Below are 21,367 nucleotides of genomic sequence, written 5' to 3' on the forward strand. Positions count from 1 at the left end.
GGCCCCTATTGTAACGGCGGGAGGCACGATGCCAAGCGGTCGTTACCGTTAATCGCCCAAATGCGAAGGATTACGCGTTGCGGTAGTAGCTCAGACGCTGATGAAAGTAGGGGCGTAGGTGTTCGGGGACCTGCTCTTCGGCGCTGATTGCGTTGGAAGCAATGCCATAACGCTCGTTATAAATGACGCTGAGCGCGAGTAAATCGGCTTCAATTTTTTCGCGTTCCGCCTGCGGTAAGCTATCCAGCTTTCGACCCATATTCTTCTCCCTGTGAACCAAAGGGCATCATAGGATTGTTAGCTGCGCTTGTCCCTACCCCATTCAGGGGGGAATCTCACAAGGCCGGCGAACGCGCCTGAAGGCTGTGGTCAGACGCCGCATTGGCATGATAGCGATGAGTGGCTTGCGCCGTGAGCGCCTCCAGACTTTGCTGGTGGGGGCGTTCGAAGACTCGATTGACTGAAAAAATACTGCCGATCACCATCAGCCAGAAAACGCTGCACAGGACCAGAATGCTCAACCAGGCTTTTTGGTTATAGCTCATAGAAACTCCTGACGATAAAAGAGGATGACATTGACCGGTAAATTAAATCAGAGCTTGTATCAATGGTCGATAAACGACGGCGTTTAATACGCCCATTTTTTATTGAATGTGTTACCAAATACCGCAGTGGTGTTTCAGAATATTCCTTAAGATAATATTAAGGAAAGATAAATAAGTACCACTGAGTTCCATTTAATATTTGTTTAATTATCCCCGCATACAATCAGCAACATTCAATGCCAATGTGGGTACATATTATGAAAACGCTACTGTTGACCGGCGCTACCGGCTTTCTGGGTGGTGCAGTTCTTGAAAAATTACTGAATGAAAATCAGGATATTAACTATCTTTTTCTCGTGCGTGCTGAAAGTGCTCAGCAGGGATTGGACCGTATTCGGACGAATATGGAAAAATTCAATATTGATGCCGATTTATTTTCTAAAATTACGATAGAAAATATATTGTTGGGCGATTTAAGTGAGCCAGAAGATTTTTTAACGGACACACGCATTAATAAAGTAACGCACGTTATCAATTGCGCTGCCGTAGCCTCGTTTGGCAACAATCCGCTTATCTGGAAGGTTAACGTTGAAGGAACGCTGGCCTTTGCCGAGAGAATGGCGCAAGTGGAAGGATTAAAACGTTTTCTGCATGTGGGCACCGCAATGTCTTGTGCGCCGGAGCCGGGTTCACTGGTGGCGGAAAGCGCGGAGTTTGAAGAAACCGCCGAACATCTGGTGGAATATACTCGCTCGAAATCCACCATTGAACAGTTGATGCGTCAACGTTGTCCGCAACTGCCGCTGGTGATCGCCCGTCCTTCCATTGTGGTAGGGCATACCCGTCTTGGCTGCCAACCTTCCAGCAGTATTTTTTGGGTGTTCAGCATGGCGCTGATGTTGCGCCAATTTATGTGTTCGTTGCAGGACAATATTGATGTGATCCCGGTGGATTACTGTGCCGATGCGATGGTGATGCTGCTGAACAGAGAAACGCTGGATAACGACGTTTATCACATCTCTGCCGGTGAAGAGTGCAGCGTCAGTTTTGCAGATATCGATCGCGCTATGGCCGTTGCGCTGGAGAAAGCGCCGGTCGGCGATGCCTATGCCCAGGTCAATTACGACGTTCTGGTGAAGATGCGCAGGCAGTTGAAGGATATTTTCGGGCCATGCAACGAGCGGCTAATGTTGAAGGCGATGCGTCTGTACGGATCGTTTGCCATGCTCAACGTTCGTTTCAGCAACGACAAAATCCTCAAACTGGGTATGCCCAAACCGCCACGCTTTACCGATTACATCGGTAACTGCGTACAGTCGACCCGCGGTTTGTCCATTCAGCAGCAAATGGTGGTGGATTTCAAATAATGCCAGGGCGGGCTACTCGCCTGGCTATCCGGTGAAATCCACGGGGATATCCTTGCCCTTACCAGGATGAAGACGACCAGAAAACGCGGCCCAGCACCACCAGTTGGTCTTTGCGCTGCGCATAACTCAGGTGCTCATCCTGGTATTCTTCCCGGTTCAGGGAACGAATGGTCACACCGCCGTCAGGCTGCTCGATCAAGACCTTCACCCGCAGCAGGTTACCGTGGCGGATAGCGTAGGTTTTCCCTTCGCGGATGCGGGTGTCGTCCGTGTTGATACCTACCACGTCGCCGTCCTGCAGGCGTGGCTCCATGCTGGAGCCGGAGATACGGATGATCCGTGCGGCATTCACCGCCACCCCCATTTTGTGCAGATAATAGCGGCGGAAGATCAGCGAGAACTCTTCACGGTCGACGATTTCATAGCAGCCATCACCGGCTGAGAAATCGATATCCAGCAGGGGAATTTCCACAAACTCTTCCTTGTCTTGTTCGGTATCTTCCCACACCACCGGCTTCAGACGGGCGGGTTGAAAATCCGACTCTGCCGCCACGTTATCGAAAGGACGCACCAGCTGTTTTTCATGGAAAACGTCGAACCAACCCTTGGGCAGGTTCAGTTTGGCTTCGATCCGCCTGGCGAGATTGTCGCCCAGGTTACGGGAGGACTTTTCACCGGTGATTTGGCTGAGCGTCGGCGCGGAGGATTCAACCAGTATCGCAAACTCATTCTGGTTAACGCCCTGCCGGGCGTAGCGGGCCATCAGGTCGCGCAAATTATTGCGTCTTATTTCTTTGGTTTCCATCGTCGGATGATCGCACTCTTTAGCAAAAAGGTAAATATCCGTTTTGCTAAAAATAGCTTGCGTTATATTTAGCAATTAGCTAAATATGAACGGGTGGACGGGGTTCACACAGGCAGTATAGGGGCGCAGCAGGCAGCGATCGCATTAGTTGGGCGAATATGTTCGGCCCCTATATGACGATAAGTTGATAATGAAGACCAACAGAGAAGAAGGAATCTACGATGTTCAGTATTGATTACAATAGCTACCGTTCGGTGGCCGGTTTTGGCCACCGCGTGCGTTTTCTGGTGTTGCATTACACGGCACAGAATTTTGCCGATTCGGTGCAATCGCTGACCGGTAAATCGGTCAGCGCCCATTACCTGGTGCCGGATCCGGAAGATCAAACCTATCAGGCAGCCGGCTTTAGCGGCGTGCGCATTTTCAACCTGGTCGATGAAGATGAACGGGCCTGGCATGCCGGAGTCAGCAAATGGGGCAACCGCAATAATCTCAACGATACGGCGATTGGCATTGAGATCGTGAATCTGGCGAGCGGCGATGGCGAAGACATTACTTTCCCGCCGTTTAACCCGCAGCAGATCGCGGCGGTAACGCAGCTGGCGCAAAATATTCTGCAGCGCTATCCGGATATCACGCCGATCAACGTGGTGGCGCATTCGGACATAGCGCCGGGCCGCAAGAGCGATCCCGGCCCGCAATTCCCGTGGCATCAGCTGTATCAGGCCGGCGTTGGCGCCTGGTATGACGAAACGGTTAAACAGCGCCACCAGCGTGAGTATCACTGCCAGGGCGCTCCCGCCCAGCGAGAACTGCTGGCGTTGTTCGCCAAATACGGTTACGACACCTCAGCGGCGACCAACGCCGAAGGCTATCGCCAATTGGTGCGCGCCTTCCAGCTGCATTTCCGCCCGCAGCAGTATGACGGCGTAATGGATGTGGAAACTGCCGCCATTTTGCGCGCGCTGGTGGATAAATATGCCGCTTAAGGTTTGCCTGCGGGTGAGGGACGCCTCATCCGCCTTTTCTCCACCCGCTTTCCTCCGCTAAACTAAGCGTCTTCCTCGTCATCGGTAACGGGATGCATTGTGCGCCTCGACAGAAAAATATCGTCTTTTGAACGGCTGACCTACCGGCATTACCGCGTTGTGCATGGTTTGCGCATCGGGCTGGCATTTATCCTGACCTTCCTGCTGATCCGCCTGCTGGAGGTGCCGGAAGGCACCTGGCCGCTCATTACCCTGGTGGTGGTGATGGGGCCGATTTCGTTTTGGGGCAACGTGTTGCAGCGGGCGCTGCAACGCATCGCAGGCACGGTATTTGGCGCGGTTTCCGGCCTGATTGCCCTGTATCTTGAACTCTACTCGCTGCCGCTAATGCTGGCGTGGTGTGGGGTGGTGATGTTTTTTTGCGGTTATCTGACGCTCGGCAAGCGGCCGTATATGGCCTTGCTGGTGGGCATCACGTTGGCGGTAGTCTGTGGCGCGGGCGCCGGCGATATGCATACCGCGCTGTGGCGCAGCGGCGACGTGATTTTTGGCTCGTTGTTGGCGCTGTTGTTCAGCAGCATTTATCCGCAGCGCGCTTATATCCTGTGGCGAATGCAACTGGCGGATTGCCTGCAGAACGCCGGCAAAATCTACGGCGCTTATCTCTCGCCGAACATGATTGAGCGGCCACGGCTGGAACCGCAGCTGAAAGATCTGCTGAACCAGGTGGTCAGGTTGCGTGGCTTGATCGCCCCCAGCAGCAAAGAAACCCGCATCCCCACAACGGTATTTGAAGCGGTGCAGACGCTGAGCCGCAATCTGGTGTGTACGCTTGAGTTGCTGGCGGACGCTTACTGGGCCTCGCGCGAAACCCATTTTATTATGCTGAATGCCAAAACGCTGCGCAGCGCGCAGCTGTTGACGCTGCGTTCGCTTGAGTCGCTGGCGGAAATGATGCGCAACGGGCCGCAGGATCATCAGCAGGCAGCGGTGGGGCAATTAAGCGAGATTGCCGCTGAACTGAAATCCCTGATGCAGGAGGCCAGCGTTGCCCAGCACGGTGAAGCGCCCATTTACGGCTATGTATGGCTGAGCATGGAACTGACGCAGCAGTTGGAAGAACTGGGCGATCTGCTCAAGGTGTGCACTGTCGCCGGGCATGAATAGGTGGCCAGATCATGAAGCGGGCGCTTCGGGTTTTTGTCAGGCCGCTAAAGTGGGTAAGATAAGGCAATGAGAGTTGTGCCGGACCGCCACAAACCTGTATCTTGGTGTCATTGTGGCCGTAAGCAAATGAATCTGTGTATTACTAAAGCAAGGGTATGAAGATGGATAATGCAAATAAGCCGAGTTTCCAGGACGTTCTGGAGTTTGTGCGTATGTTCCGCCGTAAAAATAAGCTGCAGCGCGAAATTATCGACAACGAGAAGAAAGTCCGTGATAACCAGAAGCGTGTGCTGCTGCTCGACAACCTGAGTGAGTACATCAAGCCTGGCATGAGCATTGAAGACGTTCAGGGCATCATTGCCAACATGCGCAGCGACTATGAAGATCGCGTTGATGACTACATCATCAAAAATGCCGATCTGTCTAAAGAGCGCCGCGATTTGTCCAAAAAGCTGAAGGCTATGGGCGAAGTGAAGTAACCGGTTTTATCGGGCCAGGCATTCGCCTGGCCTTTTTAGTTTCCCCGTCAGTCTCTGTTATTGCGCCGAACCCTGCACCCAGCGCCATTTCTGCGCGTTATTGGCCCGCGCCGTAGACGTCAAAATCAAAATATTTATCATTCACTTTCTTGTAGGTGCCGTTGGCAATGATCGTTTGCAGCGCAGAATTGAACGCGTCGCGCAGTGCGGTATCCTCTTTGCGCAGCCCAATACCGTCGCCGATGCCAAAATACTTGCTGTCATTGAGTTCGGCGCCGACAAACGCAAAGTCTTTCCCCGCCGGAGTATGGAAGAACTCGCCGGCGCTGACGCTGGCCAGCAGCGAAGCATCCAAACGGCCATTGATCAGATCTTCATTGGCTTCCTGCTGGCTCTGATAGGACACCACGTTGACGCCGGCCGTTCGCCACAGGGCCGTGGCGTAGGCTTCCTGGCTGGAACCCTGCTGCACGCCAACCGACTTGCCTTTGAGTGAAGCCGCGGTGGGCTGCAGATCGCTGCCTTTACGGGCCACCAGACGCGCCGGAGCGTTGGAAACCTTGTTTGAAAACGCAATCTGCGTCTGGCGTTGCGGCGTGATGGTCATCGACGAGGCTATGGCGTCAAACTTTTTCGCCAGCAACCCGGGGATCATCCCGTCCCAACTGCTCTCGACCCAAACGCATTTGGCCTGCATCTGATCGCACATTGCCTGCGCGATATCGACGCCGAAACCGGTCAGCGCACCCTGCGGGGTTTTATATTCCAGCGGGGGATAGGTCGGATCTACGCCCAACTTAATCACTTTGCCGCTAAACTCCCCGCCAAAGGCCGCAAAACTTAACGCCAGTGGCAAGACTAAAACCAGACTCATTGTTGTCTTCATTTCATTTTCCTCAGCGTTGTGGCGGTTAAGCCAGGACATTAAGCCAAAAAGCGCTCAACCAGCTTGACCCAGTAAGTGGCGCCGATGGGCAGGCACTCATCGTTAAAATCGTAACCGGCGTTATGCAGGGCATTTCCGGGCGTACTTTCCCCGTTGCCGATTGAGATATAGCTGCCGGGGCATTTTTCCAACATAAAGGCAAAATCTTCGCTGGCGGTAAACGGCCGCAGTGACGGGATAAGCTGGGGCTCGCCCGCCCAGTCCAGTGCCACGCGGCGCGCCAGTTCGGTTTCCTCCACATGATTCACCAACACCGGATAGCCATGCTGGTAGTCAATGTCGGCTGTGGCGCCAAAGCTGGCGGCCTGCGCCGTGACCAATGCGGTAATGCGGCTTTCCAACCGTTGGCGTACTCCGGCATCCAGCGCGCGCACGCTTAGCGTCATTTGGGCGCTGGCCGGGATCACATTGGCGGCCTTGCCGGCGTGGATCGCGCCAACCGTGACGATCGCCGTCTCCTGCGGGTCGATATTGCGCGAGACGATGGTTTGCAGGCTCATCACTATGGCGGCGCACACGACCACCGGATCGACCGTGTGTTGCGGCACTGCGCCGTGACCGCCCTGGCCGTGGAGGGTAATGGTGACCGTATCGGCCGAGCACATGAAGGGGCCGCTGGCAAAACCCAGTTGACCGACCGGGAAACCGGGAACGTTATGCATGGCGAACACGGCATCACAAGGGAAGCGCTCGAACAGCCCGTCTTCAATCATCACGCGTGCGCCGCCGCCGCCTTCTTCCGCCGGTTGGAAAATCAGGTGCAGGGTGCCGGTAAACGAAGGATGCTGTGCCAGATAGCGCGCGGCCGCCAGCAGCATGGTGGTATGGCCGTCATGCCCGCAGGCGTGCATCACGCCGCTGTGGGTGCTGGCATAGGGCAGCCCGGTGCTTTCTTCAATGGGAAGTGCGTCCATGTCGGCACGCAAGCCGAGCGATTTCCCCGAGCCGCGTTGCAATGTGGCGACAACGCCGGTTTGTCCTATGTGGCGCGTAACCCGATACCCCCATTCGGTCAGCAGCTTCGCCACCAGATCGCTGGTGGCGAATTCATTGAATCCCAATTCGGGGTGAGCGTGGATATGGCGGCGAATGGCGACCATTTCGTGCTTAACAGCAGCTATTTCAGGTAAAACAAGCGGGTTTGGCATCGCCGTCTCCAGAGTGAGTTTCCGATTTTCGGCGGGTCGACAGCCGTAAAGCAGGGTGTCTTCGAGACTAGCAAACAACCTTTTTGCCGGGGAGCCGCCGTTCGGTTATGCTGACAATCTTTGGTTGTCAGGGGGCGTGATGAAACTGCATCAGCTACAAGCAATGGTCGCCAGCGCCGACAGCGGCAGCATTCGCGGCGCCGCACGGCAACTGGGGCTTTCACAGGCCGCGGTCACGCGGGCCTTGCGCGAACTGGAACAGGAGCAGGAACTGCCGTTGCTGATCCGCACGCCGGCCGGGTTAGGCTTTACTCCTTACGGCAAAACGTTGTTGGCCCACGCCCGGCTGGTGCTTAATCAGCTTGAACAGGCAAACATGGAGATGGCGGGCCTGCGCGGGCTGGCGGAAGATCAGGTAAAAGCGGCGATAACGCCCTGGCTGATGCTGACGGTGTTGCCGCCGGCGGTAGTGGCTTTTCGCAAAAAGATGCCCAAGGTCAAGCTGGAGTTGTTTGAAAGCCTGATGGCTAACGCGCAATCGCAACTGCGAGAGGGCACGATGGATTTCGCCATCACGCCGTTGCCGGCCTCTATGGCGCCGCAGGAGTTTCATTGCGAACCGTTGCTGGACTATGAAACGGCGGTGATGGTGCGGCAAGGGCACCCGTTGAGCCAGAGCACCTCGATCCACCAACTGCTGGAACAGGACTGGGTGCTGAATTACACGCCGGAAAACTACGACGATCTGGTCCGCCAACTGTTCAGCCGCCATGGCGCCCAGCTTGATCCCCATCGCATCATCCACGCCCATTCCCTTGGCATGCTACAGGCAATGGTGGAGTCGGCGGACATGTGCACCTGGTGCCCGGCGCCGCTGGTCGGGCTGCCGCAGCTTACCGGGCGCTTGATGCCGTTGACGCTGCGGGAAAGCTGCGATCCGGTGCGGCTGAATATCGTCACCCGCCGCAACAGCATCCTGAGCGCGGCGGCGAATGCTCTGATTGATTCTTTGGTGCGCCAATTGCGTCTGCATACCCGCTCGGCGCGGCAGGAAGACCGCCGGATTTTCGAACGGGTGCGGATCCTGATTTAGGTTTGCCTACCCGTATTTGTCATTAGATAAGCGCATAGAGCGAGCGGTTCATGGTCACGATATCTTGATGAGTCGGGTTGGCCCCCAGTTTTCCGAACAGTTCAGGCAGCCGATCGCGCTTTTGCGCCGCTTCACCCTTTACGGCTGCGGCCAGGCCTTTCTTCATTTTCTCCACACCGTAATCGCAGCAGTAGGCCGGTGTCGACGGCTGCTGCCGCCAGGACGCTTCAAGAGAACCCGCATCGACCGGATCGAACCCGATGTCGTTCACCAACGTCATAACACTCTGTTTTAACGTGACGTCATCGCCCGCGACGGCAATTGCCAAACGCGATGGTGAGCCTTTTGACGTTCCGAGCTCCGCAAGCGAATAGGCAAGAATATTGTTGAATGCCTTGATCACTGGGCGTCCAAGTTGTTGCGATACCCATAGGCTTTCAGTCATGCCGTTATCGATTTCCGGAATATGGGGGTCACGCAAGCCGGGATAATAGTTGCTGGTATCAATCAGCGGTACCCTATCGGATACCCCATCAAAGAGATCCTTTGGCAGCGATGTCAGTGCAGGCAGCGGGATCGACACAATAATCGCATCCGCTCCCTTCACCGCACCATAGACATCCGCCGCAGTGACCCCAATTTCATCGGCAAAGTTCTGGACGCCCTGAATGCCTTTGGAGTTCGCTACGCGTACGTGATGGCCCGCAGCTTTAAGCTTGCGAGCCAGCGTACCGCCGATATTGCCCGTGCCGATGATGCCAATTTCCATGTTTTTTGCCTCTCCAGAATTAGGGGATTGAGCCTGTGGCCACTTTATGGTGTACATGCTAATCTTGCAAGAACACACCAAAAAGTAAGTAACACCCAAAAAGGTAAGCATGAAGAAAGAACGCGTCTGGAACTGTGAGGATCCCCAACGCCGGCTGGCCTGGGCAGCGGCGACCACCGAGGCCCTGCGGGTGCTGGAAGGCAAGTGGAAAATCATCATCATCTGCCAACTGTTTGCGGCCAAAGGCCCGCTACGTTTTTCTGACCTGGAGAGGTTGGTGGAAGGCGTCAATCAAAAGATGCTGATTCAGCAGCTTAGGCAGTTGGAAACCGACAGCATCGTCACACGGACAGTGTATCCGCAAGTGCCGCCCAAGGTTGAATATGCTCTGAGCGCTACGGGTATTGCGCTGGGGCCTGCGATGGAAGCGCTCATCGACTGGGCTGAGGAGAAGCAGCGGATCATCGATGAAGGATCACAGGCAATGTGATGGACTTTTGACGTTTAAAGGGGAATTCATTTCCCCAATCGTAAAAAGGACGTTTCGCTCTATCGGGGCTGCGTGGTTTTCTGCACGATCGATAACACCCTTTCTGACGCAGCGCGCCAGGGATTAAGCGCCTGCATTTGGGCAAGCACTTCCAGTCCCTGGAGGGTTAAGTGCTCAAAATAGGCCATATCATTTCCCCATTCGCCCAGGGCGATAGAGGAGTTATGGCCCGCATACTCCGCGCAATCTTTCAACCCGCCGAGTACCAGACGACGGGCAACCTCCGCTGCCATGCCTTTCTCGGCAAGCCAGCATTGCAAACCCTCGGCGAAGAAGTAGAACCACCCATTCATGCAAAGGCTTACCGTCGCCAAATCAAAGTCCGATTCGTTGGGCAGCACGGTCAGTTGGCCTAATCGGGAAAACAGGTCCTGGATCTCTTCGTCGGCAGCCGTCAGGATCACGCTCGATTTGTTGATTTCAGCGGCGAAAGTCAGCATCAATCTGACGCAGTCAGCGTGTCTGAACAGATCTCGCAGGCTCTGAGAACCCATCCCCGGAACCAGAGAAACCAGCGTTTGCGAGCTGCGCAGTTGCACCTGATTTGCGATTTCATTCAGAGCATGTCGGCCCACGCCGGTAATAATAACGTCAACCTCGTCGACGACATCCTGGTAATTATCCAGAGTCCAGCAGGGAAGCTCTCTCTCCAGCCTGCGCGCCCGTTCATTGTTGCCAGCGACAAGAAATACCTGTGCCTCAGGAACGGCGAGAAACATTCTCCTGACCAGTTTTTCGGTCAACTCATCAACGTCCAGAATCCCCATCCTTTTCATTAACAACGCTCCGGTGATTAGTCTCTGTTTTGTAGCCGCATTTGCGGTGCGGAGAAGTCACTACAGTGCAATTACCGCACTTGTTGCGGACGAGGATTCTTAGCATTCATTGTGTTATTGCACCGGCTTCCGGAGGTTGCCAACCGCCCCCGAGCGCCCTGAACGTAGCGACTGCCGCGCGCGCCGATTCCGTTTGGGCCTGCGCCCTGGCGTCGGAGGCCTGCAGCAGGGTTTCATCGTTGTGCAGGACGTCAATCAGGCTGGCTGTCCCTTGCCGATAGGCGACAAAAGACGATTGCCTGGCGCTGGCCAGGGCCGTTTCACCCCCGGTCAGTATTGCTGCCTGTGTTTCACGATTGATCAGTGCGGAGAAGGCGTTTTCGACGTCTTCGGTGGCACGTAACACCGACAGGCGGTAAGCGGCGAGCGCTTCGGCCTCCTGGCCTTTGGCCTGATCGATCTGCGCATTAATGCGGCCGAAATCGAAGAGCCGCCAACGCAGCCCCAGTACGCCTGCCGACTGGCTGGCGCCGCTGGAAAACAGGTTGCCGCTTGAAACGACCGTTGCGCTACTGAGCAATGCACTGAGTGAAAACTTCGGATAATACTCGCTGATGGCGACGCCGATGCGGGCATTTGAGGCGGCGAGATGGCGTTCCGCCACGATAATGTCGGGTCTGCGGCGCAGCAGGTCGGCAGGTGTGCCCGTTGAGGTGATCTGCGGGGCCTGCGGAATGGCGCCCGGCGTAGTCAACTGAGCGCGATGAGTGCCGGGCGGGGTTCCGAGCATGACGTCCAGCGCGTTCATGGCTGCGTCGAGCCCGGTCTGGAGAACCGGCACCGTTGCCTGAACCTGCGCAAGGGCTCCTTCGGTCTGGCGGACCTGGTACTCAGCGGCCAGCCCCTTGCTGTGAAGGAGCTGCACTTTTTCCAGTAGTTCTTGTTGCGTACTGACTTGCTTGTTTGCGATGGCCAGCCGGGTTTGCAACCCGCGCAGGGTGATATAGATATCGGCGGTTTGGGCCGCGACGGCAAGGCGGGTTGCGGCAACACCTGCCTCGGAGGCCTGATAATCGGCCAGTGCAGCTTCGCGACCGCGTCGCAGTCCCCCGAAAACATCAATCTCCCAGCTTGCGTTCAGATCGGTTTCATAGCTATTGCCATAGCGATTATAATCCGGGGTTGAGCTGAGCACCTGGCCAAGCGGAGTCTCGACCGACTGATGGGCGCGCGCGGCCTGTCCGCTGATGTTACCCGACGGCAACAGTGCAGCCGTCGCCGCACCAAGCCCGGCGCGGGCCTGTGCCATCCGCGCGGTTGCCTGAGCGAGATCGAGATTTTGCGCGAGTGCGCTTGAAACGAACTGACTCAACAGGGGATCATCGAAGCCTTCCCACCAGACGGCAAAACTGGCGGGCCGGGCTGCGCTTCTCTGTTGGACGGCGGATTGAGCCTGATAACGATCCGAAAGGGGTACGTCCGGGCGGTGATAATCGGGTCCAACCGCGCAACCCGCCAGTAAGCCGGCGCTCACAATCAGAGCAAGAGTACGGAGGGGGAACATGGGGAATCCTTGAATCGAAGCAGAATGGTGACTACATTACCAAATGGTCACTTGTTGTCAATCAGTGCTCATCGAGCTAAGCTAGAAAAATGACTAAACACATGAATGCACTTTCCCCGCGTGGGCCATTGGATCACAGCGTTCGCGATCAGATCGTGGAAGCTGCCACAGAGCACTTCGGGCACTTTGGGTATGAGAAAACTACCGTGTCCGACTTGGCCAAGGCGATTGGTTTTTCCAAGGCTTACATCTATAAATTTTTCGATTCCAAACAGGCAATTGGTGAGGTGATCTGCGTCAATCGGCTGGCCATGATCATGGAGATTGTCAATTCGGCGCTCGCAGATGCGCCGACGGCCTCGGAAAAATTAAGGCGTCTTTTCAAAGCGTTGACGGAAGCAGGCAGCGACCTGTTTTTTCACGATCGCAAGCTTTACGACATCGCTGCCGTCGCCGCCCGCGAACGCTGGCCTTCGGTGGTGGCGTATGAAGAACGTTTGTGCCAGGTGATCCAGCACATCCTGCTCGAGGGCAGGCAGTCGGGGGAGTTCGAGCGCAAAACGCCGCTGGATGAAGCGACACTGGCGATTTCCCTGGTCCTGCGGCCCTACATCTGCCCTGTCCAACTGCAAAATAACCTGGAGAATGCGCCGGTGGCGGCGGTACTTCTGTCGGCATTGATACTGCGCAGCATGGCGCCTTAAAATTTGTGACCATTGACATTATTGGTCACTGGTTGGAGAATGCGGTTACCGTCCTGTTCATTAATTAAGGGAACCCATGCTCCGGCTAAAATCCGCCCCCTTTGCTGTTTGCCTGTTATCTTTCGCCCTGGTGGCGTGCGGCGACGCTGCCAGCGTCGACGATCCGCGTAGCCAACCTCCTCTGGTGAGGGCGGCTACCGTGGTGAGTGCTGTCGATGCCTCTCGCGCCTTTACCGGCGTTGTGGTTGCCCGAACTCAAAGCGATCTGGGCTTTAGAGTGCAAGGCAAAATCCTGGAACGTCTGGTGGATACCGGCCAGACGGTGAAACGCGGCCAGCCATTGATGCGTTTGGATCCCGTCGATCTTGGCCTGCAGGCGCAAGCCCAACAGCAGGCGGTCGCCGCCGCGCGGGCGCGCGCCAGACAGGCTACCGATGACGAAGCGCGTTATCGCGGTCTGGTTGCCTCAGGGGCCATATCTGCTTCGGCCTACGATCAGATAAAGGCTGCTGCCGATACGGCCAAAGCGGAACTAAAAGCTGCGCAGGCGCAGGCCGACGTAGCGCGCAATGCGACGGGTTACGCCGTCTTGCTGGCTGACGCAGACGGCGTGGTGGTGGACACCCTGGCCGAGCCAGGCCAGGTCGTCAGTGCCGGGCAGGCCGTGGTCAGGCTGGCCAGAGCCGGACAGCGCGAGGCCATCGTGCAGTTACCTGAGACGCTTAGGCCCGTTGTCGGAAGCGAGGCGCAGGCGACGCTATACGGCGCCGGAAAGCAGTTGTCTTCTGCAAAACTCCGCCTGCTTTCCGATGCGGCTGACCCTTTGACCCGCACTTTTGAGGCCAGATATGTGCTTGAGGAGGCGCTGGCGAGCGCACCGCTCGGATCCACCGTTACGCTCCATATTGCGGACGATAAATTACCGGGCCAGGTACTGCAGTTACCTTTGGCCGCTATCTACGATTCGGGCAAAGGGCCGGGTGTTTGGGGTATTTCAGGCAAGCCGGCCAAAGTGTTATGGCAGCCCGTTCAGGTGCTTGGCCTGAGTGACGATACCGCAAAGGTAACGGGTAACCTCAAACCGGGGGCGCTGGTGGTAGCCCTGGGGGCGCATCTGCTGCATGAGGGTGAAACTGTCCGACTGGCTCAACAGAGCGATGCCGGCGTCGCCGGGAGCCGGCCATGAGCGAAGGGCGATTCAACCTTTCGGCGCTCGCCGTTCGCGAGCGCTCAATCACGTTGTTCCTTATCATCCTGATTACCGTGGCCGGCATTCTTTCGTTCTTCGAGCTGGGGCGTGCGGAAGATCCGCCCTTTACGGTCAAGCAGATGACGATTGTTACTGCCTGGCCTGGCGCGACCGCACAGGAAATGCAGGATCAGGTGGCCGAGCCGCTGGAAAAACGCCTGCAGGAACTCAAGTGGTATGATCGCAGCGAGACCTACACGCGCCCCGGGCTGGCTTTCACCATGCTGTCATTACAGGACGGCACACCGCCTTCGCAGGTGCAGGAGGAATTTTATCAGGCGCGCAAGAAGCTCGGCGATGAGGCCAAAAACCTGCCGACTGGCGTCATAGGGCCGATGGCCAATGACGAATTCGCCGACGTGACCTTTGCACTCTTTGCGTTGAAGGCGAAAGGGGAACCGCAGCGCCTGCTGGTCCGCGATGCCGAACAGTTGCGTCAGCGGCTGCTGCATGTGCCGGGCGTGAAAAAGGTCAATATTATCGGTGAACAGCCTGAACGCATCTTTGTCTCTTTCTCGCATGAGCGGCTGGCTACGCTGGGCATTTCTCCGCAAGATATCTTCTCCGCGTTGAACACGCAGAACGTCCTGACGCCTGCCGGTTCGATTGATACCAGCGGGCCGCAGGTCTTTATCCGTCTGGATGGCGCCTTTGACAAACTGGAGAAAATCCGCAAAACGCCGATCGTCGTTCAGGGCAGGACACTGCAGCTTTCGGACGTCGCGACGGTCGAACGTGGCTATGAAGATCCCGCGACCTTCCTGGTCCGCAACCAGGGAGAGCCTGCGCTGTTGCTGGGCATCGTGATGCGTGAGGGTTGGAACGGTCTGGATCTGGGTAAGGCGCTGGATGCCGAGACAGCCAAAATCAATGAGGGCATGCCTCTGGGTATGACGTTGGCGAAAGTCACCGATCAGTCAGTCAACATCGGTACGTCGGTCAATGAGTTCATGACCAAATTCTTCGTCGCGTTGCTCGTGGTGATGGCAGTGTGTTTTGTGAGTATGGGCTGGCGCGTGGGCGTGGTGGTTGCGGCGGCGGTGCCCTTGACGCTGGCTATCGTCTTCGTGGTGATGGAGGCCACCGGCAAGAACTTTGACCGCATCACTCTCGGCTCGCTGATCCTGGCCCTCGGGTTGCTGGTGGATGACGCCATCATCGCCATCGAAATGATGGTGGTGAAAATGGAAGAGGGCTACGACCGCGTCAAAGCCTCGGCCTATGCCTGGAGCCACACGGCGGCTCCGATGCTGGCCGGTACGCTGGTGACGGCCGTCGGCTTTATGCCCAACGGTTTCGCTCAGTCTACCGCCGGTGAGTACACCAGCAACATGTTCTGGATCGTGGGCATCGCCCTGATTGCTTCCTGGGTGGTGGCGGTGGTGTTTACGCCTTACCTGGGCGTGAAAATGCTGCCGAAAATCAAAACGGTTGAGGGTGGGCACGCGGCTATCTACAACACCCGTCATTACAACCGCTTTCGCCGATTGCTGGCAGGCGTCATCGCCCGTAAGTGGATGGTGGCGGGCACGGTTATTGCCGTCTTCGCTGTCGCGATCCTGGGGATGGGGCTGGTGAAAAAACAATTTTTCCCGACCTCCGATCGCCCTGAAGTCCTGGTCGAAGTGCAAATGCCCTATGGGACTTCCATTGAGCAGACCAGCGCCGCAACGGCGAAAGTCGAAGCCTGGCTGAAAAAGCAGAAAGAGGCAAAAATCGTTACCTCATATATTGGGCAGGGTTCACCCCGTTTTTTCCTGGCCATGGCGCCCGAACTGCCCGACCCGTCGTTTGCGAAAATTGTTGTGCTGACCGACAACCCGGAAGCGCGTGAGGCGCTCAAATTCCGACTTCGTGAAGCCGCTGCTGAAGGCCTGGCACCCGAAGCGCGTGTCCGGATCACGCAACTGGTATTTGGCCCGTATTCGCCATTTCCCGTTGCCTATCGCGTGATGGGGCCGGACCCGGCCCCGGCCCAACTGCGCGAGATTGCCGGCAAGGTCGAGAAGGTGATGCAGGCTAGCCCTATGATGCGGACCGTCAACACCGACTGGGGGACGCGTGTGCCGACGCTGCATTTTACGCTCGACCAGGACCGTCTGCAGGCGGTAGGGTTGACATCGAATGCCGTCGCTCAGCAACTGCAGTTCCTGCTCTCGGGCGTACCGATCACCTCTGTGCGTGAAGACATCCGTTCGGTGCAGGTTATGGGGCGCGCGGCGGGGAATATTCGACTCGATCCTGAAAAAATAGCGGGCTTTACTTTGGTGGGCTCTGCCGGCCAGCGTATTCCTTTGTCCCAGATAGGGGAGGTCGGTGTGCAAATGGAAGACCCTATTCTGCGCCGCCGCGATCGTACCCCGACAATCACCGTGCGCGGTGATATTGCCGAAAACCTGCAACCGCCGGATGTTTCGACGGCGATCCTGAAACAGTTGCAACCCGTCATCGACACACTGCCGGCCGGGTACCGCATCGAACAGGCGGGTTCGATTGAAGAATCGGGCAAAGCGACCAAGGCGATGGCACCGCTGTTCCCCATCATGATTGCCATGACGCTGTTGATCATCATCCTGCAGGTGCGTTCGATGTCGGCGATGGTGATGGTCTTCCTCACCGCGCCGCTGGGGCTGATTGGGGTGGTGCCGACGCTGCTGCTCTTCAACCAGCCGTTTGGCATCAATGCGCTTGTGGGATTGATCGCGCTGTCGGGCATCCTGATGCGTAACACCTTGATCCTGATAGGCCAGATCCATCACAACGAGCAGGAAGGGCTGGACCCCTTCCATGCGGTGGTCGAGGCAACGATTCAGCGAGCCCGACCGGTGTTGCTCACGGCGATGGCGGCCATTCTGGCGTTTATCCCGCTCACCCACTCGGTGTTCTGGGGCACCCTGGCTTACACCCTGATTGGCGGGACCTTTGGCGGAACCATAGTAACGCTGGTGTTCCTGCCGGCGATGTATGCCATCTGGTTCAAAATACGCCCGGACAATACGCCGCCTACCGACAAGCCGGCATTGGCGTAAGTCATAACGGGGGGAGCGCGATCCCCGATTAACCTACCGACACGTCATGGTCGCAGGACCCTGACGTGTCGGTAGACGTTTACTGCAAAACGAAAGGGTCCGATGATGAAGGGTGAGGGGGGTTATGTGCCGGCAACTCTCGGCGAGGCATTACCATGAGTACAGAAAACACGCCCACTGAAATAATGAGGGCGACTATTTCTTCGGCCGAAGGCCCGCAACTAACAGGTAAAATCGTCGCGTTACTGGCCGGCCTTTCTGCCATCAGCATACTGTCCACCAACATTATCCTTCCCGCGTTTCCGGATATCGGCGAGCAGCTTGGGGTGTCAGCGCGTGAGCTTGGCCTGACGCTCTCCAGCTTTTTCATCACCTTCGCGCTGGCTCAGTTGGTCGTCGGCCCGCTGGCTGACCGATACGGACGCAAGAAGCTGGTGTTGGGGGGACTCTCAATATTCATCGTGGGTACGGTGGTAGGCGGTCTCGCCGGTTCACTTGAAACGCTGATTGTCGGGCGCATCATCCAGGCGCTGGGCGTATGCGCTGCAGCGGTTTTAGCCCGCGCCATTGCGCGTGACTTGTTTGAAGGAGAAACGCTGGCGCGCGCGTTGTCGCTGACCATGATCGCAGCGGCTGCCGCACCGGGCTTCTCGCCGTTGGTGGGGAGCGTGTTGACTACGGCATTGGGCTGGCGAGCGATCTTCATACTGGTGGGCATTGCCGCCTTCGCTGTCGCCGTATTTTACGTCAACGTGCTGGGGGAAACGCATCCTGCCGAACGGCGCGCTCCACATTCCATTCTGAGCGTGTTGGTTGCGTACGCTAAGCTGGCAGCGAATGGGACGTTTATCCTTCCCGCACTGTCGATGAGCCTGTTGATGAGCGGATTGTTTGCGTCTTTCGGTGCCGCGCCCGCCATTTTGATGAACGGGATAGGCTTGTCGTCGCTACAGGCCGGGCTGTATTTTGCCGCCACCGTGTTCGTGGTCTTTGCCGCAGGGATGGCGGCACCGCGCCTGGCGCACCGCTATGGCGCGCAAATCATTACCTCGGGAGGTATTCTCACCGCATTATTGGGGGGGAGCCTGCTGCTGATTGGGCCGGAAACGCCAGGCTTGGCTTGGTATACCTTGTCCATGAGTCTGTACCTCTGGGGTATGGGGTTGGCCAATCCATTGGGAACGGCGATCACCATGGGGCCCTTCGGGAAACAGGCCGGCCTGGCATCCGCATTACTGGGTTTTCTTACCATGGGGGCAGCTGCAATCACAACCTGGCTCGGCTCGGTGCTGACGTTCCCCGCCGTCACCACGCTGGGGGGCATACAGGCAACGGCCTGTCTGATCGCACTGTTATTGTTTCTGCTGCGGGGAAAATTAACGGCATCGTCTTCGTAAAAACCAGTCATTTCCGGCAAGCCTGCATCGACAAGGATCCTCAACGGTAATCCGGGTGCAGTGCTTCTCTCTACCCCTGCAAGCACCTGAATGGTGCGGGTGGTTTTTTTTGGGGCAAGAGATGCCCTCTTTTGTTCATTTTTTCCTCTCGGCACAGCCCCATCCCCCTAAAACCGCCGGTATCACCCTGCTTTGGTAAGTTGGCATCCTGCTTGCTAGCTTGTACATACAGGTTAGTACATATCAGGTCTGCGAATAGATGAAAGGCAGGCGACGGTTAACAACAGTCCGTAATGGGGCAGGAAACGTAATGATTTCATTTGAGAGCATAAGCAAATTTTACCCCGATGGTACGGTGGCCGTAGACAGGCTGTCGTTCAGTGCGCCGACGGGCAAAATCACCATGCTGGTCGGGCCTTCGGGCTGCGGAAAAACCACGTCACTGCGCATGATCAACCGGTTAATCGAGCCTTCTTCGGGGAGTATTTTGCTCAACGGACAACCGACGGCAGGGATGGACCTGGTCAAACTGCGCCGCAAAATTGGCTATGTGATCCAGAATGCCGGTCTGTTTCCGCATAAAACGGTGCAGGACAACATCGCCGTCACCGCGCTGCTTAACGGGGCAACACGCACGGCGGCGCGTAAAAAGTCATTGGAACTTCTGGAACTGGTCGGGCTGTCGCTGGCGATGGCGGAACGTTATCCGTGGCAGTTGTCCGGCGGCCAGCAGCAGCGGGTCGGCGTCGCCCGCGCACTGGCTTCCGACCCTGAATTCATGCTGATGGATGAACCTTTCAGCGCCGTCGATCCGGTGGTTCGCGAACAGTTGCAGGAGGAGTTTTTACGTTTACAGCGTGAAATCGGCAAGACGATCATCATGGTTACCCATGATATTGACGAAGCGATGAAATTAGGCGATCAGGTGGCGGTTTTTCGTCCCGGAGGGCGTCTGGCGCAAATCGCCTCGCCGGTCAAATTATTGAATGAACCTGAAGATGCTTTCGTCGCCGATTTTATCGGCCGCGATCGCGGATACCGTAAGCTTTCTTTTGACATGATCCCTGAAGATATTGCGTTGGCTAAAGAGAAAGTCATTGCGCCGGGAATGTCGGTCAGCGAAGCCCGCTTGGTGGCAGGGCATGACTCCTGGGTACTGGTGGTGGAAAATGATTGCCCGGTCGGCTGGTATGATGTGCAGCAAAACAAAACCACTGTAGAGGCAGAGGACATTAATCTTGGCAGCACCTTTGCGCCAAAAAGCGGCACGCTGCGGCAGTTAATGGATTCTGTATTAAGTTCCCCCTGTCAGCGCGGCATTGTTGTCGATGAACAACAACGCTTTATCGGTACGGCGAATATCGAACAGGTATTTTCGCTTTCTCACTCCCGTGCCGAGAGGTAATGCCATGCGCTTTGACTGGTTGTTTCAGCAGCGGGAAAATATAGTGACGTTACTCGGCTGGCACGTTTATCTGTCCATCATTCCTGTCTTGATCGGGCTGGCACTGGCCATTCCGGTGGGCGGTTTACTTCACCGCTGCGGGAAGTTTAAGGACGGTATTCTTAATCTGCTGGGGCTGCTTTATACCATTCCCTCGCTGGCCCTGTTTGTCTTGTTACCGGGGCTGCTCGGCACCAAAATTCTGGACGCCGTCAATGTCGTTGTGGCGTTGACGCTGTATGCCTTCGCGCTGTTGATTCGCACGGTTTGCGACGGGCTGGATTCTGTCCCGCAAGACACGCATCAGGCCGCCGTGGCTATGGGGTATCGACCGCTACAGCGATTTGTGAGTGTCGAACTGCCGCTGGCGGTACCGGTGATCGCCGCCGGCATGCGCGTGGTGGTGGTGTCGAATGTCAGTATTGTTTCCATCTCGGCGCTGGTCGGGATGCCGCAACTGGGGGCGTTGTTTACTCAGGGTTTTCAACTGCATTTTCTGACGCCGATTATCGCCGGTATTTTCCTGTGCATCGTGTTGGCGCTGCTGCTGGATAACCTGGTGCTGCGCACCGGCAATAAAATCACCGCCTGGCAACCGAAAAGGAATGCGAAATGATTAACTGGTTGCTCGACCCTGGTCATTGGCTCAATGACGACGGACTGCTGATGTTGATTTTCCAGCATCTGGTTTACAGCATCGAAGCCTTGTTTGTTGCGGTGATTATCGCGTTTCCTGTGGGGTGTTATGTCGGGCATACCGGCAAAGGCGCGACGTTATTAATCGGCAGCGCGAATGCCATGCGTGCGCTGCCTTCCTTCGGGTTGATCATCTTGCTGGTCATTCTTTTCGGGCCGGTATTTGAATCCGATCTGGCCTTTATTGTGCCTTGCCTGATCGTGCTGATTATCCTGGCACTGCCGCCGATCATGATGGGCGTTTATTCCGGTATTCGGGCAATTAATCCGGCAATTATTGATGCAGCCATTGGCATGGGGTATTCGCCGTGGAAATTACTGCTCACCGTTGAAATCCCCTGTGCGCTGGCGCTGATATTATCCGGCATCCGGAGCTCGGCATTACAAATCGTTTCGACCGCCACCATTGCGGCTTATGTTTCTCTCGGCGGGTTAGGGCGTCTTATTATTGATGGCCGCGCGCAGAACGATTATCCGCAGATGGTTGCGGGGGCATTTATGGTGGGAATATTAGCGTTGCTGGTCGATGTGTTTTTCTCTTTTTTAATTCGTTTCACGGTATCACCAGGAATACGGCAGCGTGAACGCCGCCGTAAAAAAACACTGCCTTTATCGAATAGCTGAATCATCTACTCACTCATTTCCGGAGT

Annotated in this window: 21 protein-coding genes; 13 read left to right on the forward strand and 8 right to left on the reverse strand. The window is 56.4% G+C overall.

What is annotated here, in order from left to right; genetic code table 11:
* Positions 1 to 70 precede the first annotated feature (70 nt).
* Entirely contained in the window at positions 71 to 259 is a 189-nt protein-coding gene (locus tag QZQ97_RS01370; RefSeq protein WP_311991907.1) for a DNA polymerase III subunit theta, read from the reverse strand.
* A gap of 76 nt (positions 260 to 335) precedes the next feature.
* Complete coding sequence (locus tag QZQ97_RS01375) at positions 336 to 545, reverse strand: hypothetical protein (RefSeq protein WP_311991908.1); 210 nt, start codon at positions 543 to 545, stop codon at positions 336 to 338.
* Positions 546 to 802: 257 nt separating this feature from the next.
* On the opposite strand from QZQ97_RS01375, the gene QZQ97_RS01380 reads away from it, so the two are divergent.
* Positions 803 to 1,912: an SDR family oxidoreductase gene (locus tag QZQ97_RS01380; protein ID WP_311991909.1), complete on the forward strand. Its 1,110-nt coding sequence runs from the start codon at positions 803 to 805 to the stop codon at positions 1,910 to 1,912.
* A gap of 58 nt (positions 1,913 to 1,970) precedes the next feature.
* On the opposite strand, the gene QZQ97_RS01385 is transcribed toward QZQ97_RS01380, so the two are convergent.
* Positions 1,971 to 2,717 carry a S24 family peptidase gene (locus QZQ97_RS01385; RefSeq protein WP_006326620.1) on the reverse strand — a complete coding sequence of 249 codons (747 nt, stop codon included), beginning with the start codon at positions 2,715 to 2,717 and terminating at the stop codon, positions 1,971 to 1,973.
* Positions 2,718 to 2,938: 221 nt separating this feature from the next.
* Here QZQ97_RS01385 and QZQ97_RS01390 point away from each other — a divergent pair, with 221 nt between their 5' ends.
* From QZQ97_RS01390 to tmaR, 3 genes are all read left to right on the forward strand, one after another.
* Positions 2,939 to 3,706: an N-acetylmuramoyl-L-alanine amidase gene (locus QZQ97_RS01390; protein ID WP_311991911.1), complete on the forward strand. Its 768-nt coding sequence runs from the start codon at positions 2,939 to 2,941 to the stop codon at positions 3,704 to 3,706.
* 99 nt (positions 3,707 to 3,805) lie between these two features.
* The gene (locus QZQ97_RS01395) at positions 3,806 to 4,873 is read left to right on the forward strand and encodes an FUSC family protein (RefSeq protein WP_311991912.1); all 1,068 of its coding nucleotides are present in this window, start codon (positions 3,806 to 3,808) and stop codon (positions 4,871 to 4,873) included.
* 161 nt (positions 4,874 to 5,034) lie between these two features.
* A complete protein-coding gene (gene tmaR / locus QZQ97_RS01400; protein ID WP_006318052.1) occupies positions 5,035 to 5,352 on the forward strand; it encodes a PTS system regulator TmaR in 318 nt (105 codons plus the stop codon).
* Positions 5,353 to 5,449: 97 nt separating this feature from the next.
* Here tmaR and QZQ97_RS01405 read toward each other — a convergent pair whose 3' ends face one another.
* Positions 5,450 to 6,238: an ABC transporter substrate-binding protein gene (locus tag QZQ97_RS01405; RefSeq protein WP_311991913.1), complete on the reverse strand. Its 789-nt coding sequence runs from the start codon at positions 6,236 to 6,238 to the stop codon at positions 5,450 to 5,452.
* Between the two features lie 38 nt (positions 6,239 to 6,276).
* On the reverse strand, positions 6,277 to 7,446 hold the full coding sequence (locus QZQ97_RS01410; protein ID WP_311991914.1) for a M20 aminoacylase family protein: 1,170 nt from the start codon (positions 7,444 to 7,446) through the stop codon (positions 6,277 to 6,279).
* 139 nt (positions 7,447 to 7,585) lie between these two features.
* Between QZQ97_RS01410 and QZQ97_RS01415 the strand changes: the two genes are divergently transcribed.
* On the forward strand, positions 7,586 to 8,539 hold the full coding sequence (locus tag QZQ97_RS01415) for a LysR family transcriptional regulator (protein ID WP_311991915.1): 954 nt from the start codon (positions 7,586 to 7,588) through the stop codon (positions 8,537 to 8,539).
* Between the two features lie 22 nt (positions 8,540 to 8,561).
* Here QZQ97_RS01415 and QZQ97_RS01420 read toward each other — a convergent pair whose 3' ends face one another.
* Positions 8,562 to 9,365, reverse strand: a complete 804-nt coding sequence (locus tag QZQ97_RS01420; RefSeq protein WP_311991916.1) for an NADPH-dependent F420 reductase — start codon at positions 9,363 to 9,365, stop codon at positions 8,562 to 8,564.
* Between the two features lie 52 nt (positions 9,366 to 9,417).
* On the opposite strand from QZQ97_RS01420, the gene QZQ97_RS01425 reads away from it, so the two are divergent.
* Positions 9,418 to 9,798: a winged helix-turn-helix transcriptional regulator gene (locus tag QZQ97_RS01425; RefSeq protein ID WP_311991917.1), complete on the forward strand. Its 381-nt coding sequence runs from the start codon at positions 9,418 to 9,420 to the stop codon at positions 9,796 to 9,798.
* 59 nt (positions 9,799 to 9,857) lie between these two features.
* Here QZQ97_RS01425 and QZQ97_RS01430 read toward each other — a convergent pair whose 3' ends face one another.
* Positions 9,858 to 10,634, reverse strand: coding sequence for a pyrroline-5-carboxylate reductase (locus tag QZQ97_RS01430; protein ID WP_311991918.1), 777 nt, complete (start codon positions 10,632 to 10,634; stop codon positions 9,858 to 9,860).
* Between the two features lie 106 nt (positions 10,635 to 10,740).
* Positions 10,741 to 12,198, reverse strand: coding sequence for an efflux transporter outer membrane subunit (locus QZQ97_RS01435; protein ID WP_311991919.1), 1,458 nt, complete (start codon positions 12,196 to 12,198; stop codon positions 10,741 to 10,743).
* An 89-nt stretch (positions 12,199 to 12,287) separates the two neighbouring features.
* On the opposite strand from QZQ97_RS01435, the gene QZQ97_RS01440 reads away from it, so the two are divergent.
* The 7 genes from QZQ97_RS01440 to QZQ97_RS01470 all read left to right on the forward strand — a co-directional run bounded on the left by QZQ97_RS01440 (position 12,288) and on the right by QZQ97_RS01470 (position 21,341).
* A complete protein-coding gene (locus tag QZQ97_RS01440) occupies positions 12,288 to 12,902 on the forward strand; it encodes a TetR/AcrR family transcriptional regulator (RefSeq protein ID WP_004946948.1) in 615 nt (204 codons plus the stop codon).
* Between the two features lie 76 nt (positions 12,903 to 12,978).
* Positions 12,979 to 14,088, forward strand: a complete 1,110-nt coding sequence (locus QZQ97_RS01445) for an efflux RND transporter periplasmic adaptor subunit (RefSeq protein ID WP_311991920.1) — start codon at positions 12,979 to 12,981, stop codon at positions 14,086 to 14,088.
* The gene (locus tag QZQ97_RS01450; RefSeq protein WP_311991921.1) at positions 14,085 to 17,180 is read left to right on the forward strand and encodes an efflux RND transporter permease subunit; all 3,096 of its coding nucleotides are present in this window, start codon (positions 14,085 to 14,087) and stop codon (positions 17,178 to 17,180) included. The genes QZQ97_RS01445 and QZQ97_RS01450 overlap by 4 nt, the downstream gene beginning before the upstream one ends.
* Positions 17,181 to 17,335: 155 nt before the next feature.
* The gene (locus tag QZQ97_RS01455) at positions 17,336 to 18,577 is read left to right on the forward strand and encodes a multidrug effflux MFS transporter (RefSeq protein WP_311991922.1); all 1,242 of its coding nucleotides are present in this window, start codon (positions 17,336 to 17,338) and stop codon (positions 18,575 to 18,577) included.
* Positions 18,578 to 18,887: 310 nt separating this feature from the next.
* Positions 18,888 to 19,982 (forward strand): ABC transporter ATP-binding protein, encoded by a 1,095-nt coding sequence (locus QZQ97_RS01460; RefSeq protein WP_311991923.1) that lies wholly within the window; start codon positions 18,888 to 18,890, stop codon positions 19,980 to 19,982.
* Between the two features lie 4 nt (positions 19,983 to 19,986).
* Positions 19,987 to 20,637: an ABC transporter permease gene (locus QZQ97_RS01465; protein WP_311991924.1), complete on the forward strand. Its 651-nt coding sequence runs from the start codon at positions 19,987 to 19,989 to the stop codon at positions 20,635 to 20,637.
* Positions 20,634 to 21,341 carry an ABC transporter permease gene (locus QZQ97_RS01470; RefSeq protein WP_311991925.1) on the forward strand — a complete coding sequence of 236 codons (708 nt, stop codon included), beginning with the start codon at positions 20,634 to 20,636 and terminating at the stop codon, positions 21,339 to 21,341. Before QZQ97_RS01465 ends, QZQ97_RS01470 begins: the two co-directional genes overlap by 4 nt.
* Positions 21,342 to 21,367: the final 26 nt, after the last annotated feature.

The organism is Serratia sp. root2 (genome assembly GCF_031931805.1).
Taxonomy (GTDB): Bacteria; Pseudomonadota; Gammaproteobacteria; order Enterobacterales; family Enterobacteriaceae; genus Serratia; species Serratia inhibens.

What these genes read in the sequence shown, in the direction of transcription:
- QZQ97_RS01380 (WP_311991909.1), top strand. Translation starts at nt 803, where the DNA reads ATGAAAACGCTACTGTTGACCGGCGCTACCGGCTTTCTGGGTGGTGCA.
- QZQ97_RS01460 (WP_311991923.1), top strand. Translation starts at nt 18,888, where the DNA reads ATGATTTCATTTGAGAGCATAAGCAAATTTTACCCCGATGGTACGGTG.
- QZQ97_RS01430 (WP_311991918.1), bottom strand. Translation starts at nt 10,634, where the DNA reads ATGAAAAGGATGGGGATTCTGGACGTTGATGAGTTGACCGAAAAACTG.
- QZQ97_RS01390 (WP_311991911.1), top strand. Translation starts at nt 2,939, where the DNA reads ATGTTCAGTATTGATTACAATAGCTACCGTTCGGTGGCCGGTTTTGGC.
- QZQ97_RS01370 (WP_311991907.1), bottom strand. Translation starts at nt 259, where the DNA reads ATGGGTCGAAAGCTGGATAGCTTACCGCAGGCGGAACGCGAAAAAATT.
- QZQ97_RS01385 (WP_006326620.1), bottom strand. Translation starts at nt 2,717, where the DNA reads ATGGAAACCAAAGAAATAAGACGCAATAATTTGCGCGACCTGATGGCC.
- QZQ97_RS01375 (WP_311991908.1), bottom strand. Translation starts at nt 545, where the DNA reads ATGAGCTATAACCAAAAAGCCTGGTTGAGCATTCTGGTCCTGTGCAGC.
- QZQ97_RS01445 (WP_311991920.1), top strand. Translation starts at nt 12,979, where the DNA reads ATGCTCCGGCTAAAATCCGCCCCCTTTGCTGTTTGCCTGTTATCTTTC.
- QZQ97_RS01420 (WP_311991916.1), bottom strand. Translation starts at nt 9,365, where the DNA reads ATGTACACCATAAAGTGGCCACAGGCTCAATCCCCTAATTCTGGAGAG.
- QZQ97_RS01440 (WP_004946948.1), top strand. Translation starts at nt 12,288, where the DNA reads ATGACTAAACACATGAATGCACTTTCCCCGCGTGGGCCATTGGATCAC.
- tmaR (WP_006318052.1), top strand. Translation starts at nt 5,035, where the DNA reads ATGGATAATGCAAATAAGCCGAGTTTCCAGGACGTTCTGGAGTTTGTG.
- QZQ97_RS01410 (WP_311991914.1), bottom strand. Translation starts at nt 7,446, where the DNA reads ATGCCAAACCCGCTTGTTTTACCTGAAATAGCTGCTGTTAAGCACGAA.
- QZQ97_RS01405 (WP_311991913.1), bottom strand. Translation starts at nt 6,238, where the DNA reads ATGAAGACAACAATGAGTCTGGTTTTAGTCTTGCCACTGGCGTTAAGT.
- QZQ97_RS01455 (WP_311991922.1), top strand. Translation starts at nt 17,336, where the DNA reads ATGAGTACAGAAAACACGCCCACTGAAATAATGAGGGCGACTATTTCT.
- QZQ97_RS01470 (WP_311991925.1), top strand. Translation starts at nt 20,634, where the DNA reads ATGATTAACTGGTTGCTCGACCCTGGTCATTGGCTCAATGACGACGGA.
- QZQ97_RS01415 (WP_311991915.1), top strand. Translation starts at nt 7,586, where the DNA reads ATGAAACTGCATCAGCTACAAGCAATGGTCGCCAGCGCCGACAGCGGC.
- QZQ97_RS01435 (WP_311991919.1), bottom strand. Translation starts at nt 12,198, where the DNA reads ATGTTCCCCCTCCGTACTCTTGCTCTGATTGTGAGCGCCGGCTTACTG.
- QZQ97_RS01425 (WP_311991917.1), top strand. Translation starts at nt 9,418, where the DNA reads ATGAAGAAAGAACGCGTCTGGAACTGTGAGGATCCCCAACGCCGGCTG.
- QZQ97_RS01450 (WP_311991921.1), top strand. Translation starts at nt 14,085, where the DNA reads ATGAGCGAAGGGCGATTCAACCTTTCGGCGCTCGCCGTTCGCGAGCGC.
- QZQ97_RS01465 (WP_311991924.1), top strand. Translation starts at nt 19,987, where the DNA reads ATGCGCTTTGACTGGTTGTTTCAGCAGCGGGAAAATATAGTGACGTTA.